16 protein-coding genes are annotated in these 15,723 nt (G+C 39.5%); 1 reads left to right on the top strand and 15 read right to left on the bottom strand.

Translation table 11 applies throughout. The features are described 5' to 3' along the window. Positions 1-4: 4 nt before the first annotated feature. The 12 genes from C0J00_RS01175 to pbp2a all read right to left on the bottom strand — a co-directional run bounded on the left by C0J00_RS01175 (position 5) and on the right by pbp2a (position 12,299). Complete coding sequence (locus C0J00_RS01175; RefSeq protein WP_104967175.1) at positions 5-976, bottom strand: acetylxylan esterase; 972 nt, start codon at positions 974-976, stop codon at positions 5-7. Between the two features lie 13 nt (positions 977-989). Continuing rightward, on the bottom strand, positions 990-2,495 hold the full coding sequence (locus C0J00_RS01170) for a sodium:solute symporter (RefSeq protein WP_104967174.1): 1,506 nt from the start codon (positions 2,493-2,495) through the stop codon (positions 990-992). Positions 2,496-2,508: 13 nt separating this feature from the next. Further along, complete coding sequence (locus C0J00_RS01165) at positions 2,509-3,429, bottom strand: dihydrodipicolinate synthase family protein (RefSeq protein WP_104967173.1); 921 nt, start codon at positions 3,427-3,429, stop codon at positions 2,509-2,511. Between the two features lie 24 nt (positions 3,430-3,453). Then, complete coding sequence (locus C0J00_RS01160) at positions 3,454-4,158, bottom strand: N-acetylmannosamine-6-phosphate 2-epimerase (protein WP_104967172.1); 705 nt, start codon at positions 4,156-4,158, stop codon at positions 3,454-3,456. Next, positions 4,158-4,988, bottom strand: coding sequence for a MurR/RpiR family transcriptional regulator (locus tag C0J00_RS01155; RefSeq protein WP_104968796.1), 831 nt, complete (start codon positions 4,986-4,988; stop codon positions 4,158-4,160). The genes C0J00_RS01160 and C0J00_RS01155 overlap by 1 nt, the downstream gene beginning before the upstream one ends. 335 nt (positions 4,989-5,323) lie before the next feature. After that, positions 5,324-6,283, bottom strand: a complete 960-nt coding sequence (gene mmuM / locus C0J00_RS01150; RefSeq protein WP_104967171.1) for a homocysteine S-methyltransferase — start codon at positions 6,281-6,283, stop codon at positions 5,324-5,326. Between the two features lie 8 nt (positions 6,284-6,291). Then, positions 6,292-7,668 carry an amino acid permease gene (locus tag C0J00_RS01145; RefSeq protein WP_104967170.1) on the bottom strand — a complete coding sequence of 459 codons (1,377 nt, stop codon included), beginning with the start codon at positions 7,666-7,668 and terminating at the stop codon, positions 6,292-6,294. A gap of 141 nt (positions 7,669-7,809) precedes the next feature. Beyond that, positions 7,810-8,808, bottom strand: a complete 999-nt coding sequence (locus tag C0J00_RS01140; protein WP_104967169.1) for a YhdH/YhfP family quinone oxidoreductase — start codon at positions 8,806-8,808, stop codon at positions 7,810-7,812. 68 nt (positions 8,809-8,876) lie between these two features. Further along, positions 8,877-9,419, bottom strand: a complete 543-nt coding sequence (gene nusG, locus C0J00_RS01135) for a transcription termination/antitermination protein NusG (protein ID WP_104967168.1) — start codon at positions 9,417-9,419, stop codon at positions 8,877-8,879. A gap of 235 nt (positions 9,420-9,654) precedes the next feature. Beyond that, entirely contained in the window at positions 9,655-9,831 is a 177-nt protein-coding gene (gene secE, locus C0J00_RS01130; RefSeq protein ID WP_104967167.1) for a preprotein translocase subunit SecE, read from the bottom strand. 11 nt (positions 9,832-9,842) lie between these two features. After that, entirely contained in the window at positions 9,843-9,995 is a 153-nt protein-coding gene (rpmG, locus tag C0J00_RS01125) for a 50S ribosomal protein L33 (protein WP_104967166.1), read from the bottom strand. A gap of 48 nt (positions 9,996-10,043) precedes the next feature. Further along, on the bottom strand, positions 10,044-12,299 hold the full coding sequence (gene pbp2a / locus C0J00_RS01120; protein WP_407697196.1) for a penicillin-binding protein PBP2A: 2,256 nt from the start codon (positions 12,297-12,299) through the stop codon (positions 10,044-10,046). A 248-nt stretch (positions 12,300-12,547) separates the two neighbouring features. Between pbp2a and C0J00_RS01115 the strand changes: the two genes are divergently transcribed. Beyond that, positions 12,548-13,420, top strand: coding sequence for an RluA family pseudouridine synthase (locus C0J00_RS01115; protein WP_104967164.1), 873 nt, complete (start codon positions 12,548-12,550; stop codon positions 13,418-13,420). 133 nt (positions 13,421-13,553) lie between these two features. Here the strand turns inward: C0J00_RS01115 and C0J00_RS01110 are convergent, their stop codons facing one another. Genes C0J00_RS01110 through C0J00_RS01100 form a run of 3 tightly spaced genes read right to left on the bottom strand, consistent with a single transcriptional unit; the run spans position 13,554 to position 15,672 of the window. Next, a complete protein-coding gene (locus tag C0J00_RS01110) occupies positions 13,554-13,955 on the bottom strand; it encodes a PTS sugar transporter subunit IIA (RefSeq protein ID WP_104967163.1) in 402 nt (133 codons plus the stop codon). An 18-nt stretch (positions 13,956-13,973) separates the two neighbouring features. Continuing rightward, entirely contained in the window at positions 13,974-14,783 is an 810-nt protein-coding gene (locus C0J00_RS01105; protein WP_104967162.1) for a PTS system mannose/fructose/sorbose family transporter subunit IID, read from the bottom strand. Next, on the bottom strand, positions 14,770-15,672 hold the full coding sequence (locus tag C0J00_RS01100) for a PTS mannose/fructose/sorbose/N-acetylgalactosamine transporter subunit IIC (RefSeq protein ID WP_104967161.1): 903 nt from the start codon (positions 15,670-15,672) through the stop codon (positions 14,770-14,772). The genes C0J00_RS01105 and C0J00_RS01100 overlap by 14 nt, the downstream gene beginning before the upstream one ends. Positions 15,673-15,723: the final 51 nt, after the last annotated feature.

Below are 15,723 nucleotides of genomic sequence, written 5' to 3'. Positions count from 1 at the left end.
TCTTTTAGAACTCAAAGGTTATTTCTGAACCTGTCAACCAATTAAAGATTGTATCATTCAACTGAACATTAACCGCATCATGGCCATACTCTGGTAATAATAAATGCTCTTTTTCAGTTGTCAATCGATTATAAATGGCATACTGAGTAGATGGGAAACAGACGTTGTCATCTAAACAGGTCACAAATTTTACAGGACAGCTAATTAAATGACTAAAATTCTTAATATCAATATAAGATAAGGTATTCAAAATATATTCTTCTGTTTGATGAAATGGATCATGAAACTTAAAATAGCGGAACAACTCATCATAAGCTTCGCTATGATTGCCTAGCTCAATCACCCTTTTAAAATCACCTAAAAACGGATACACGGTGACACACTTCTGTATCTTTGGATTTAAGGCAGCGGCTACTAAAGCTAAAGCTCCTCCTTGTGATCCTCCATAACTGAACAGACGGTTCTCATCTACTTCTTCAAATTGTGAAACAATCTCAATTAAACTATAGACGTCTAGATAGACATCCTTATAAAAGAGATGATCTGGACCATCTACCATTCCTCTTATGATTTGGCCTTTGACAGTATTCCCATTGAAGGTAGCGTTGTCTAAAGACCGACCTGATTGTCCACGAACATCCATAGCGACAACACCATATCCTAGGGCTGCATATGAGAACAAAACCGACCAGTCTGGACTTTGTCCCATGTAACCGTGAAAATGAAAAATCACAGGAACTTTTTGGTCTACTTTTGGAAAAACACAACGTGCGTAAACATTACCCTTGTTCGTTCCATTGAAATATAAGTCAATGCATCGAATATTTGGAGTATTAAAATCCTTTTCTTCCACGACGTGAAAAATCGTTTCTGGTAATGACGCAATATTCTTTTCCCAAAACGAATCGAAGTCTTCTGGTAGCTCTTGCCTCCCCCTGTAAGTCTGCATCGCTTCTAAAGTCATTGTATCTTTCATAGGTCACCTTCTTTTAGTCCTCTGTTAAATCATCTGATAAAGTATGAATCGTCAAATTGGTAAGCTGCTTGTTCCCTTTAAAGAGTAAACTAAACAAGTAGCCGAAAACAACTGTTGCTACAAGTGCTAAGACTGCCACAAGAAGTGCTGATACCTTAGCATTATTAGCTATGAAACTAATCAAAACACTGCTTACAAAACCAAGAAGTGCCCCTGTCGCATTAGCCTTTATCGTAAATATACCGAGGACGAAGAGACCAACAACTGGTACGCCAAACATTCCTGAAACCGCTAGGAAAATATCCCATGTTGATGAAGAATTCCCTGCAATAAAGTAAAGAGTAATCAGTGTACTAATTGTTCCAGCAACAATAATCACCCAACGTGCTAACCACACATCTGATAGTGATTTCAAATGGTTGTTGAAAAAACGCTGTTTAAAATCAACAACAAAACATGACGAAATTGCATTAAGACTAGATGAAATCGTTGATTGAGCTGCAGCAAAGATAGCAGCAATAACCAAGCCTGCAAGACCTGCCGGTATTTGTGTCACAATAAAGTATGGCACGATAGCACTGGTGTTAAAATCTTCGGGCAGTTGACCTGTATGAGTGTAAAAACTATAGAGAACAGTACCCATTCCAAAAAAGAGTGGGATAGCAGATAGAGATAACCAGCCAGAGGTCCACAATGACTGTACCGCTTCTTTTGTTGATTTAGTAGTCAAAAAGCGCTGGACTACATCTTGACTTCCTGCATATTGATATAAGGTATTAGCAAATTGACCAATAAAAATAAGAGGAATAAAGCTTGCCAAATTAGCCATATTAAAATTATTGTTTAAAGAAATAAATTTCTGGTGTTCAACAGTATCTGTCAATAAGGTTACTAACCCTCCATCAACTTTCATCAAACCAACAACAATAACAAGAAAAGCACCTGCTAATAAAATAATTGCCTGAATCGCATCACTCCAGATAACCCCTTCAATACCACCTAAGAAGGTATAAATCACACATAATAGACCGACAATAGCTGCAATAAGAAAAGGGTTAATATCCGTCACAGAGGTAATCGCAAGAACTGGCAAATAGATAACAACTGCCATACGACCCAAATGATAAATCACAAATAAAAAGCTACTCATGGCACGTAAGGTTGTGCTAAAACGCGCTTCTAAATATTCATAAGCCGTCGTAACATGTAGCCTTCTAAAAAACGGAATGAAGTATTTAGCCATTAAAGGAATGATCAAAAAGATAGTTAAGGTCCCTACAGCATAAGACCAATCCGTTAAGAAAGAACGTTCTGGCACAGCCATAAAAGTAATAGAACTTAAAGTCGTTGCATAAACACTTAAACCTGCTGCCCAAGAAGGGACTTTACCATTCGCCTTGAAAAAAGCATCGGTACTCTGACTAGATTTCTTGGTGAAATAAGCCCCCACTAACAACATAATGCCTAAATAGAAAATAATCATGAACCAGTTTAAGGCTCCAAATGATACTTTATCCATAGCTCTCCTGCTCCTAATTAATAAATGTCGAACGTGCTTCTGTAATCAGTTGCGCTGCTTCTTTGGCAATCTCTATATCACCTTCTGCAAGTGGCTCCAAGGGGCGTCTTACTGATCCTAAATCAAGATTTTCATTAAGGCGTAAAACTTCTTTAATGACAGCGTATAAGTTTGCTTTTCCTGAGACCATCTTATAGATAACATCATTGATAGCATACTGTAACTTCTTAGCTGTTTCCAAATCTTTTGAGGCAATCAAATCATCTAATTTCAAAAAGAGATCTGGCATGACTCCATAAGTTCCACCAATACCTCCCTCAGCTCCCATGAGGCGACCACCCAGAAACTGCTCATCTGGACCATTGAAAACAATATAGTCAGAACCAGCTTCAGCTGCAAATAATTGAATATCCTGAACTGGCATTGATGAATTTTTAACACCAATAACGCGTGGATTTTGACGCATTTCCGCATACAAAATGCTTGTTAAAGCAACTCCTGCTAACTGAGGAATATTATAAATAATAAAGTCAGTATTTGGTGCTGCTTGGCTAATATCATTCCAATAGCGAGCAATCGAATAGTCTGGAAGCTTAAAGTAAATTGGTGGGATGGCTGCAATTGCATCTACTCCCAAAACTTCTGAATGTTTAGCTAGTTCCATGCTGTCTTTTGTATTATTACAAGCAACATGATTAATAACAGTCAACTTCCCTTTCGCCACCGACATAACAGCTTCAATAATAAGTTTACGATCTTCTACGCTCTGGTAAATACATTCACCTGAAGAACCATTGACATAAATCCCTTTTACACCTTTATCTATATGATATTGAACAAGTTCTTTTACACGCTCTGCACTAACCTCTCCATCAGCGTCATAACAAGCATAAAATGCTGGAATAATACCCTTGTATTTATCTAAATTTGTCATAGTTAATTCCTTCTTTCTTTATGTTTACTTTCTTTTTGCCGCTTCAATAAATGGTTTTGCTATAACTAAAGGTCTGGTAATAGCTGAACCAACAACAACGCTATCAACACCTAATTCAAAGACTCTCTTCACCTTTTCAGGAGTACTAATATTTCCTTCCGCAATAATAGGGGTTCTCAGCTTCTCTCTAGCTTGTCTGATAATTTCAAAATCGTTAGAGGCAATCACTAAATGCTTACTTTGCTCAGTATAGCCAACCAGAGTCGTCCCAATAAAGTCAAATCCTAACTTTTCTGCTGTAAGCATTTCTTCTAAAGTTGAACAGTCAGCCATAAGTAATTGCTGAGGGTAGCTTTTTTTTATCGTTTTAACGAATGCTTCCAAAGACTCACCCTTAGGACGGCTGGAAACAGTCGCATCTAGAGCAATAATGTCAACACCGGTTTCAACCAAAGCATCCACTTCTGCCATGGTCGGTGTGATAAAAGCATCTGCTTCTTCATAATCTTGCTTGATAATTCCGATAATAGGTAAATCGACAACTTCTTGTATCTCTACAATATCACGCACACTATTAGCACGAATCCCTACAGCGCCAGCTTCTTTAGCCGCTTTAGCAAAGAGAGGCATGACACCTCCTTTTTCAGAATACATAGGTTCTCCTGGTAGCGCTTGACAAGAGATGATCACACCACCTCTTAGTTTTTCCAGTATGTCTTCTCTAGACATTAAGATTCCTCCTTATCAATAATCGTTTGCTGATAACGCTCTTGTTTCTCTTGATGATCAATAGCCAAGTAGTAAGCAAAGAGACAATCAAACACAAGCAACAATGGAAACTGTGGTGAAATACGATTTCCATAAGATAAATTAGCCGTTGAAGCTAGAAGAACCAGTTCATCCCATGGGATATCTGCTTCAACGGCTTTTTGAGTCGTCATCAAAATCGTTTTAGCACCACGCTCTCTAGCCTTATCCAAAGCTTTGATAACAGATTTTGTTTTTCCAGAAATGGATGCTCCTATCACAAGACAGTTCTCATCTGTCAAAAGGCTTGACCATATCATCTCATCATTATCTGTCACAATATCACAAACAAGACCCAACCTCATGAAACGCATCTTTATCTCTCTGATAGCTTGAGCAGAACTACCTTTACCATAAAGATAAATCCGTTTGGCCTGATCAATCAAACTCGTCACTCTAGTCAATTGATTTTCATCCAAAATCGAATAAGTCTTCTGTAGTAACTGATCATAATCAGCCATAACACGTTTGGTAACTTCTTTTCTGAGCAAATACTGCTTCTGCTCGTCCTCTTCAGCCAGAGATTTTTGGTAAAAATAACTAAATTCTCGATAACCTGCAAAACCACATTTTTTAGCAAATCTAGTCAAACTAGCCTTTGAAACGTGTAGTTTTTGACAAATCGCTACCGCTGATAAGTCTATCTCTTGAGGCTCATCCATAAAAAAATGAGCAATATCTTTTTCCGTACTTGTCATTGAGTCTAAGTACGATTCAATAAGTGGTCCTATTTTTTTAGTTAAATCTGTCATATGAGCTCCTATGATTTCAGTATAGCGCTTACATTGTTTTATTTCAATAGTTTCTCGAAAATAGAAAATAGTTTCAAAAATAAACCAAAACATTAAATTGTCAGTTCTTTTTTGAAACTATTTTCTTCATAATGATAAATCACACACCAAAAAAAAAGGCTAATTGAGGCCTTGTAGAACATCATTTCTGCCATCTTTCTTGTCTGAGTTTGATCCTTTAAATCCCAGATAAATAGGCTATAAAAGTGCTATCCTTACAACATTCATAGCCTACATCGTCTCGAACCTAAACAAGAAATATCAAAGAGGCTAGAAATGTCTAGCCTCTTCAAAGATTATATTTTTCCAATCTGTTTTTTGATACGAGCGATATCCATTGGTCTAGTTCGGCAGCAACCTCCGACCAGTTTCAATTGTGGGAATTGGTTTTTCCATTTAGCTTGACAGTCTGGAACAGATAATACTCCGTCTTCACCATGATGCCATGTTTGGGTTTTTCCATCATAAATTTCTCCAGAATTAGGATAAGCCAGAAGCGGTAGTTCTGTCAGGTCTGACAAGCTCTCTAAAATTTTTTCAGATACACTTGGAGAGCTACAATTCACACCAACAGCTAAAATTTGCGGACAAATTGCAAGTATTTCCACTACTTCTTCTAATGGTGTTCCATCAGACAAAAACTTCCCATCCTGCGAGGTTATACTCAAGTAAGCCTCTACCTGTGGAAACTCTTCACTTAATAATTCTGCTAAGGCTTTGATTTCCAGTTTATTAGGCATGGTTTCCAGTGCCAAGAGGTCCACTTCTTCTGCGACAAAGAGTGCGATTCGCGGACGATGAAAATCCTTTAAAGCCTCTTTGGTAACTTCCCCATACTCACCGGTATACTCCGAGCCATCTGCTAGATAAGCTGCGTAAGGACCAACGTCACCTGAAATAAGCGGATAGTGACGCCCTTGCTTCTCACTTTGTGAAAGTTCTATCCAAGCTTCTTCTCTAGCATCTTTTGCTAAAGACACACTTTTTATAATGAGCTCTTTTGCCTCATCAACCGATAAACCAACATCAACTAAACTGGCAATACTGGCTTGATACGTTGACGTGGTCACAATATCTGCCCCTGCTAAGACATAGTCCCTATGTATGGTTTGAATAACTTCTGAACCATCTAATAAGAATTTTGCAGACCACAAGTTACCACTAATATCATAACCTCTAGCTTCTAATTCTGTTCCAAGAGCACCGTGTAAAATGGCTGGTCTTTCTTGCTCTAACAATTGTTTAAATTTTCCCATAAGTTTTCCTACCATTTCTTAAATTTCCAACGGTGATACCCGTAACAAAGAATCATAAAGGGAACACCAAAGTATAGACCAGCTCGCTGTGACGGATCCCAAGCAATACCAACGACTGACACGAGCAAAAGGACAATTGTAATCCAAGGCAAAAGCGGTGAATAAGGTGTCTTATAGGTCAATTCTGAAAGATCGTGCTCTTTCAAGAAGCCTTTGCGGAAATTGATTTGTGCTAATGGAATCGATAACCAAGTGATGACAACAGCAAAACCAGCAATCGATACAAGTGCTAGGAAAATGGTATCTGCCGCATAAATACTAGCGACCAGAGCGATAATAACACCAATCATGGACAACCACATGGCTCTCATAGGCACACCATGCTTATTGATACGCACTACATTTTTATTAATCATGCCTTCATTAGCCAAAGACCACAGCATGCGACTTGAAGCATAGAGACCTGACGTTGATGCCGATAAAATGGCTGACAGGATAATAACATTCATGATATCAGCTGCATAAGGAATGCCAATCTTGTCCAAAACTAACACAAATGGCGCTTCTGTCACACCTGCTTCAGACATGGGCAATAAAGAAGCCAAGACAATCATGGTCAAGACAAAGAAGGCAACTAGCATCCCAATCGTTGATTTGATGGCTCGAGGAACAGCTTCTTTAGGATTATCGGTTTCACCAGCAGCGATACCAATCATTTCAACCCCAGAAAAAGCATAGTTAACTGACAACATAACTGAAATCAAGCCAACAACACCATTTGGTAGATAGCCATCTTTGCTGATATTGGCAAAGAGTGGTGCTGAGGTCGCCCCTTCAAATGGTAAAATCCCAAAAACAGCTAGCAAACCTAGAATGATAAAAATTAAAATAGCATAAGCTTTGATACTCGAAAAATAAGTCTCTGCCTTAGCAAACCAGCCGACACTTAACATATTTAAACCAAAGACAAGAACTGCAAAAATAGTTGCAAAGATCCAGACTGGCACATCAGGAAACCAACGCTGAGTTAACAAAGCTGCACCTACAAACTGCGAGGCTAGGGCAACAACCCAGCACAGCCAATACATCCAAGCTACCATAAAGCCTGTTCCAGGGCTAATAAATCTAGTTGCATAGGTATGAAATGACCCAGTGACTGGCATGGCTACGGATAATTCTCCTAAAGAAAACATGACTAAGTAGACCATAATGCCACCAAAAAGGTAGGAAAAAATGGCTCCAAATGGTCCTGCTTGTGCAATCGTGTAACCCGAACTCAAAAAGAGTCCTGTTCCAATCACACCTCCGATTGAAAGCATCTGCAAGTGACGACTAGTCATCTCTCGCTTGTACTGCCCTTCGTGTTCAAAACGATGATTCTTCATAAGATCTCCTTACATTTAGTTTTCAATTTTCATGAAAACACAAAAATAGTTGTTCTAACTATAGTAACATGATTACAAAGATTGGTAATATAGTTATTTTTGAAAGGAGCGTATAGGGAAAGGATATAACAAGAAAATGAATTATGGATAATCAACCTCTACCACTGTCCTCCCCACATGGCGACCTTCTTTGAGGGCTTGGAGAGTTTCTGGAATATCTCCTAGGCTGATGGTATTGGTTTTGAGTTTTGCTAGAATAGCTTTTGCATCAGCTAAGGCTGTCCAAGCTTCTAATCGTTTGTCTTGGCTGATTTGGACAGAATCAATCCCTAAAAGGTTAACACCTCTGAGAATAAATGGTAGCACATTTGTGCTTAAGCCAATTCCTGCTGCGTTGCCACAAAGGGAGATTACCCCATCATAAGCGACTTGTGGGATGAGGTGACTAGCCACATCACCACCAACCGTATCTAAGACATAATCGTACTGCTCTTTCAAAAGGAGTGGGTTTTCTTTGATAAAAATGGCTTCTGGTCGAATAACTTGATCTGCTCCCAAGTCTTTGACAACAGCCTCTTGGTAGTCTTTGCGAATCAAGGCTGTCACATTGCGGTAGCCGCGCTCTTTTAAGAGCGCTAGGGCAACTGATCCCACACCGCCACTAGCTCCTGTGACCAAAACACGCGCTTCTTTTCTCTCAGAGAGACCAGCATTTTCCAAAGCCAAAATTGATAACATAGCCGTTAATCCAGCTGTCCCGTATATCATCACATCCTTGAGGGATAGGCCTTCCGGTAATGGGACCACCCAGTCTTTAGGCACACGAGCATACTGAGAAAAACCACCGGTGTGAGACATGCCCATCTCGTAACCTGTTACAAGGACCTCTTGACCTTTGACAAAGTCATTACTTTCTGAGGAAACCACCGTCCCAGCTAAGTCAATCCCTGGAACCATGGGATAGTTACGAATCACGCCGCCTTTAGGTTGAACCGCTAACATATCCTTATAGTTGAGGGAAGTGTAAGCTACCTTGATAACAACATCGCCTTTACTAAGGTCAGCTAAGGTAATCATTTTGGCAGCAAACTCCAGTTGCCCCTTAGTTTCTTCTAAGTACATCGCTTTAAAATGATCCATTATATCTCCTTTACTAAGCAAAAAGACTCCGCAAATCTGCAGAGTCCTTGGTCTTATGACTTTCTTATTTATGCCAACTCCGCAATTTGGTAAAGTTCAAGGTCAGCCTGAGTTTCAGTACCGAACATGTTAATCATGAGTTTAACCTTGTTACCATCAATTTCAATAACACGGCCTTCTTGACCCATGAAAGCACCGTCGATGATTTGAACCACATCGCCAGCCTTGATGTTGGTATCAAAGACGTCAACGGTTTGTCCCATAGAAACGAGGATAGCGCGGATTTCTTCCTCTAAAAGTGGAGTTGGTTTTGAACGGTTACCGTGTGATCCAACGAAACCAGTAACGTTTGGTGTATTACGTACGACGAACCATGCTTCGTCAGTCATAACCATTTCCACCAAGACATAACCAGGGAAACGGTTTTCTTCGATTTCTTTGGTCTTACCATTTTTTTCAACATTAACCGTTTGTGTTGGGATTTCGACACGTAGAATGTTGTCAAGCATGTTGTAAGTTTGTGCACGTTGTAAAAGGTTTTCTTTAACCTTGTTTTCATAACCTGAGTAAGTTTGTAGTACAAACCAGCCCTTATCAAATGAATCTAACATGAATTTCTCCTTTTTTAATTATTTGATAGATGATGATTGCTTATCTTCAAATAAGAGACTCTAGACAGTTACCAACTTGTACAAGAAGTCTTATAGCCGAGCCTTCAAGCCTTGTGCCCTAAAATGGCATAATAAAAAGCCTATATGGGCTAAATTGATGTCTTCATTATATCATACTTGCTCATTATTTGACTAGGAAAACAAAAAAATAAGCTGGTTTCCCAACTTATTTTTCTTAAAAGATGTCCAACACTGATACAATACCTGTTGAAACCAACTTATCAAATAAGAAGATAATGATTGTAAAGAAGACAGTGTATTCTATAACAGCGAGAAAATCTTTCCAACGTTGTTTACGATCTGGCCATGTTGTATCTTTCAAAACTCTAAAAAGACCCGGGATAAATTTCACTGTTTCAACTCCTATCTTGTTTCTTTATGTATTGCATACTTTTGACAATGTTTACAAAATTTATTAACTTCTAGTCGTGTAGGTTTAGGATTACTAGAAACTCCAATAGAGTAGTTACGACTTCCACACTCTCCACACGCTAGGCTTGCTTTTTTCTGTGCCATAACGCCTCCGTAACCTTTACTTTACCATATTTTAAGAATTGTGGCAAGTTAGTTTAACCAACCTTCAATAGTATTCCATGCTTGTCGAGCCTTATCTTCAAGATTAGCATCTTTGACAGCTTTATCAAAGGTATTTTTAGCAGATTCAGCACCTCTTTTGAGATTATCGAAAATATTTGAAACACTCGGGGCTGAGCTTTCTTTAGCTTCTTCAGGATTGGCTGTATAGGTTGGCACTAAGCCATCTGAAACATAAGCGTTTTCGACATCAAATACCGACCCTTCCGTATAAGGTAAAACATTACTAGCCACTGCACTAAAAATAGTCGATGCCGTACCCGAACTCGCGTCGCTAAGATAATGATTCTCATCAGTTTTGTCAAACCCTATCCATTGACTTAACACAACATCAGGCGTATAGCCAATTACCCACTGGTCACTAGTTAAATCCGGGTTAAACTCTGTCTCTGTCGTTCCAGTCTTACCAGCCATCGTGTAGCCGTAAGCATTAGCATTAACCGCTGAACCATTAGAGAAAGTTCCTAACATCATGCTGGTCATTTTTTTGCTGACGCTCTGACTAAGAACACGCTGATTGGATTCTTTAAACTGCTTAATGATTTTACCACTGGCTGTTTCAATTCGGGTAATCAAGTGAGCCTTAGGCATGACACCGTCGTTAGCAAAAGTCGAATAAGCTTGAGCCATTTCAAGAGGATTCGAGGTGACACTACCACCAAGAGCAACACCCAACTCACGATTAGCTCCTGACATATTGAGACCGAATTTCTTACCGTAGCTAAATGCCTTTGAAACCCCCATTTTATCTAAGAGATAAACAGCTGGGACGTTATAAGAATTAGCCAAGGCTTGGTACATCGGCACATCTTCAGATTCATATCCACCAAAATTTTCTGGTCTATAGCCATCATAATCAATCGGTGTATTTGGTAAAGATTTATTAATCGAATAACCATTAGCAACTGCTGGAGCATAGACGACAAGCGGTTTTATAGCAGATCCTGGACTACGCTTAGATTGCGTCGCGTAGTTAAAACTTCTAAAAGATTGACTCGTACTAGACACACGACCGACCAAACCTCTGACCGCTCCCGTCTTAGGATCCATGGCTACGCTTGCACTCTGAGATGATTCGCCATCCTCAGCAACAGGGAAATAAGAGGGCTCGTCATAAACGTATTGCATCCCTACTTGATAGTTTTGGTCTAATTCCGTGTAAATCTTATAACCTTTATTAACAATATCATCTTCGGTGAGACCATATTTTTGAATGGCTTCCTGAATGACGGCATCAAAATAAGAAGGGTACTGATAAGTATCTGAAGTGCCATTATAATTATCTACAAGTTCACTGGAAATATCGACACTAGCTGCTTGATCAGCTTCAGCTTGACTAATCGCCTTGGCATTCACCATGACACTCAGAATTGTATTGCGGCGGTTCGTCGCATTTTCAAGGGAATAAATTGGATTATATATTTCAGGTCCCTTGAGCATCCCTGCTAAAGTAGCTGATTGCTCCAAGGTCAACTCTGCGGCACTAACGCCAAAGTATTTACGACTAGCGTCTTCAATTCCCCAAACACTATTGCCAAAATAAGCATTGTTAAGATACATGGTGAGAATCTCGTCCTTGCTATATTGTTTGGTTAATTCTAGCGCTAAGAAGAACTCCTTAGCCTTACGAGTAATTGTCTGCTCTTGCGATAAATAAGCATTCTTAGCCAACTGCTGAGTAATGGTTGAGCCACCCCCGAATTTCCCCATCGTTACCAGGGCTAAGGCGAAACGAGAAAAGTTGATACCATTATTTTTATAGAAGCTTCTATCTTCTGTAGCAATAACAGCTTTTTTAAGGTTATCACTGATAGCATCTAACTCTACATATGTCCCCTTTTGTCCAGATAGACTACCAACCTGCTCTTCATTCTTATCATAGATCAGTGTTGTTGCCTTCAAAGCTGACTGTAAATCTTCCACATCTGCTGTCTTAGCCAAGTAAAAAAGGTAAGAACCAATAACTAAACTAAAAATCGCCCCTATCAGGAGGAGAATTTTACCAATGTGGTATCGGCGCCAAAAACGTCTAATCCAAGAATCCCTCGCTGGGATAATCTTGCGCAAAATAGCTAACTTGGGGTACTTTTTGACTAGTCGATCCAAGAGGCTTAACTTATGCCCCTGCCCATGGTGACTCCTTTCCTTATGACGACTTGACCGATCAAATCGTCGTGATTTTTCTTTATTTTCCTTAGAGCCATTCTCTGCAAAACCTTGATAAATCTGCGTCTCATCAACATTTCGACTATCTGAATAATTTCCAAGATCATCCAAATCATAAACATCTGAATCATGCTCATCAACCTCTTTATCCGTTGACAGAAGACTTTTTAGGCTCGTTTTCCATTTTTCAAATATTGTCATAAGCCTATTATATCAATTTTCCATAGAGATTTTCCTAAAAAAACTGTTACCAAGCTTACAAGTAAGTTTCAGTTAAGGATTAGCAGACAAGATGTTATAATAATCCTATGACTTTTACGGTAACCATTCAAAACCCTTATACCGAAACCACGGTTAAGGAACTTTTAGAAGACCATTTTTTAATCCCGCGTAAGATAAGGCACTTCCTGCGGACCAAAAAGCACGTTCGTGTCAACAAGGAGCTGATTAACTGGCAAAGTAAAGTGGCCTTGGGAGACACTGTTGAACTCACTTTCGATGAGGAGGATTACCCCAAAAAAGAGATCCCTTGGGGACGAGCCGAGTTTGTGGACTGCCTCTATCAGGATGAACACATCATCATTGTCGACAAGCCCGAGGGTATGAAGACGCACGGTAACGAACCCACTGAGATTGCTCTTTTAAATCATGTCTCCGCCTTTGTGGGGCAGACTTGCTATGTCGTTCACCGTCTCGATATGGAAACTAGTGGCGCTGTGCTTTTCGCTAAGAATCCTTTTATCCTGCCTATTCTCAATCGACTCTTGGAGAACAAAGACATCAAGCGCCAATACTGGGCCTTGGTTGATGGGCATTTTTCAGATAAAAAACTGACCTACCGTCAACCTATCGGACGCCATCGACATGATCGTCGTAAACGTGTGGTCGATCCACGAAACGGCCAGAAAGCAATCACACACATTCAGGCCCTAAAGGCTTTCAGCAAAACAAGCCTTATTAACTGTCAACTCGATACAGGACGAACCCATCAAATCCGTGTCCACCTCAGTTATAACGGTCACCCTATTCAAGGCGATCCTCTCTACCATTCCAAACCTCAAGGACGCCTCATGCTTCATGCCCACCAACTTAGCTTCACTCATCCCCTAACCTTGGAAAAAATCACCGTCAAAGCGACATCCGATAGCTTTGAAAAACAGTTGAAACGATATCACTTATGAACTCCGAATGATAAAAAAAGGAAAAACCCATCACCTGATTTTCATTTTGCGTGATGGGCTTTTCTGATATTTTTAGGCCTTTTGCAATGATTAGAAAGACTAGTTGAGAGGGGTGAAAGAAAATACTTCTATTTTACTCGTCTTCGTCATCAAAACTATTTAAAAGGTCATTCACTTTATGAATATTCTCCGCTCCAAACTGTTTTAAATCAATAGGTTCATCTGTTAGACTGCTATTGATAAAGCCAATAATCATAGGCATATTCATACCAGCATACAAGTCAAACTGATAATCTTGCATCAGCAGCTTACCAGCGACATTACAAGGTGTTCCACCCATCAAGTCGGCTAATACCACATAATCATCTAAATCTTTGATGGTATCCCTTAATTTTTCTTCAAAATCTTGTGCCCCTTCTTCAGGTAGCAAACCGACGGTATGAATGGTATCTTGTGGTCCCATAATCATTTCTGTACTTTTTTTCAATTCTTCGCTGAAATGACCATGACTTAGTAGTATTAATGATTTTACCAATTTTTCCTCCTACTAACATTAAACGCCTAAAATTTTGAAATATGACATCAAAAGTGCAAAAATGATGATAATCAAAATAGCTTTTGTAGAACTCATCCCTTTGCGACCTAGTAGCCAGAAAACCAAACCTGTAAACAGTGCTGGTACCAAACGAGGGAAGATTTGATCAAACAGATCTTGAATATTGATGACCTTATCTCCGATATGTGGTTCAGCAATGAATTTAAAATTAATCATTGTTGCAATCAAGGCACCAACCATGAAAACCCCCATAACAGAAGCCGCATCCACTAGTGCACCTAGTTTATCGCGCATCGTTGTTACCAATTTGGTACCTTCTTTATAAGCAAACTCCAATTGTTTCCAACGGAAAATCATGATTGCAATATTCACAGCTACCCATAGGAAGACACCAATAGCGTTAGCATTTGTTGCTAGTGATGCTGCAATGGATCCCATGATTGATGGCACGAGTGAAGCAAACAGTGAGTCACCAATAGGAGCAAATGGCCCCATCAAACCCGTTTTCACCCCATTGACAGCATCTTTAGAAGCGACACCTTCGTTCTCTTCTAAAGCTAAATCAATACCTGTAATAATCGTATGGAAAAAGTTTGATGTATTAAAGAATTGAACATGAGTTTTCATCATTTCTTTCAATTCTGGCGTTCCATCTCCATAAATTTTTCGAAGCTGAGGCAAAATGAGGTAAAGATAGCCTGAACCTTGCATACGTTCATAATTCCAACCCCATTGGAAAGTAAAGAGACTACGCTTATTAATTTGATTAAAATCTGCTTTGGTTAATTTATAATTAGATTTCGTCATCTTCAATTTCCCCACTTTCTGATAACACTGTTGTCTGTTCCACTACTGTCACATTCTGCCCATTCTTATAATGTAGCGTCGCAAGAGCTGCACCAATAATAGCAATACCAATCATTGGAAGACCTTTAAATGGTGCTGCGTCAAAAACGGTTTCCTTTAGTCCTGATTCACCGATAATACCACCCAAAGTCGTTGAAACTGTTTGTAAGTTTCCATATAGAGTAGTCAGCATTGCTGTCAAACCGAAACCAAGAGCTAAATAGTGCAAGTTTTTCTTAACTGGTAAGTAATGTAGTAAAATAGCAAATCCTAGACCTGGAAGCATTTTACCAGCAAGGGTCAAACCGTCAGCGATCCATTGATAATCCGCAATTGTATTTACCATTGCTTCAACAGCACCACCACCAAGGACAAGAGCTAGAAAGACAGGAAGTGCACGAGAAAGAGCCCACGGTACTGCCCCTAAAAGATAATTACGTTCAATAGCTTTGTAGTTAAAGTTCTCAACATGCTTATCGATGCGATGTGCAAAGTAAGTGGTTGAGAAGCGTCCTAGAATATCAGTGTAAACTAAGAGTGCTGCTACCGGTACGGCGATTGTTGAAACAGCCAATTCCGGTTTAATACCTTGACCAACTGAAAAAGCTGTCGCAAGTACTGCACCTGATGTCGCATCAATACGTGATGCACCACCAAACGTTCCAACACCGAGTACCATTAATTGAAGACTACCACCTATCAAAAGTCCAGTTGCTAAGTCTCCCATAATTAAACCTGACATAAAGCCAGCAAATACAGGTGAGCCTGCCGATGAGTTAATCGTCAACTCATCAAGAATTTGATAAGCTGAATAGAGAGTAAGTAGTAGAATTTGCCACCATTCAATCATGATGAAACCTCCTAATAAAATATAAATAAGAAAGAAAGTCAGAGAAATCAT

The sequence above is a fragment of the Streptococcus pluranimalium genome (assembly GCF_002953735.1).
Lineage (GTDB): Bacteria > Bacillota > Bacilli > Lactobacillales > Streptococcaceae > Streptococcus > Streptococcus pluranimalium.
The sequence above is the reverse complement of the archived record's forward strand: the minus strand, read 5'-3'. Positions and strand labels throughout refer to the sequence as shown.

What these genes read in the sequence shown, in the direction of transcription:
- C0J00_RS01160 (WP_104967172.1), bottom strand. Translation starts at nt 4,158, where the DNA reads ATGTCTAGAGAAGACATACTGGAAAAACTAAGAGGTGGTGTGATCATC.
- C0J00_RS01115 (WP_104967164.1), top strand. Translation starts at nt 12,548, where the DNA reads ATGACTTTTACGGTAACCATTCAAAACCCTTATACCGAAACCACGGTT.
- C0J00_RS01175 (WP_104967175.1), bottom strand. Translation starts at nt 976, where the DNA reads ATGAAAGATACAATGACTTTAGAAGCGATGCAGACTTACAGGGGGAGG.
- C0J00_RS01170 (WP_104967174.1), bottom strand. Translation starts at nt 2,495, where the DNA reads ATGGATAAAGTATCATTTGGAGCCTTAAACTGGTTCATGATTATTTTC.
- nusG (WP_104967168.1), bottom strand. Translation starts at nt 9,419, where the DNA reads ATGTTAGATTCATTTGATAAGGGCTGGTTTGTACTACAAACTTACTCA.
- C0J00_RS01165 (WP_104967173.1), bottom strand. Translation starts at nt 3,429, where the DNA reads ATGACAAATTTAGATAAATACAAGGGTATTATTCCAGCATTTTATGCT.
- C0J00_RS01100 (WP_104967161.1), bottom strand. Translation starts at nt 15,672, where the DNA reads ATGATTGAATGGTGGCAAATTCTACTACTTACTCTCTATTCAGCTTAT.
- C0J00_RS01105 (WP_104967162.1), bottom strand. Translation starts at nt 14,783, where the DNA reads ATGACGAAATCTAATTATAAATTAACCAAAGCAGATTTTAATCAAATT.
- mmuM (WP_104967171.1), bottom strand. Translation starts at nt 6,283, where the DNA reads ATGGGAAAATTTAAACAATTGTTAGAGCAAGAAAGACCAGCCATTTTA.
- rpmG (WP_104967166.1), bottom strand. Translation starts at nt 9,995, where the DNA reads ATGGCACAGAAAAAAGCAAGCCTAGCGTGTGGAGAGTGTGGAAGTCGT.
- C0J00_RS01140 (WP_104967169.1), bottom strand. Translation starts at nt 8,808, where the DNA reads ATGGATCATTTTAAAGCGATGTACTTAGAAGAAACTAAGGGGCAACTG.
- C0J00_RS01145 (WP_104967170.1), bottom strand. Translation starts at nt 7,668, where the DNA reads ATGAAGAATCATCGTTTTGAACACGAAGGGCAGTACAAGCGAGAGATG.
- C0J00_RS01155 (WP_104968796.1), bottom strand. Translation starts at nt 4,988, where the DNA reads ATGACAGATTTAACTAAAAAAATAGGACCACTTATTGAATCGTACTTA.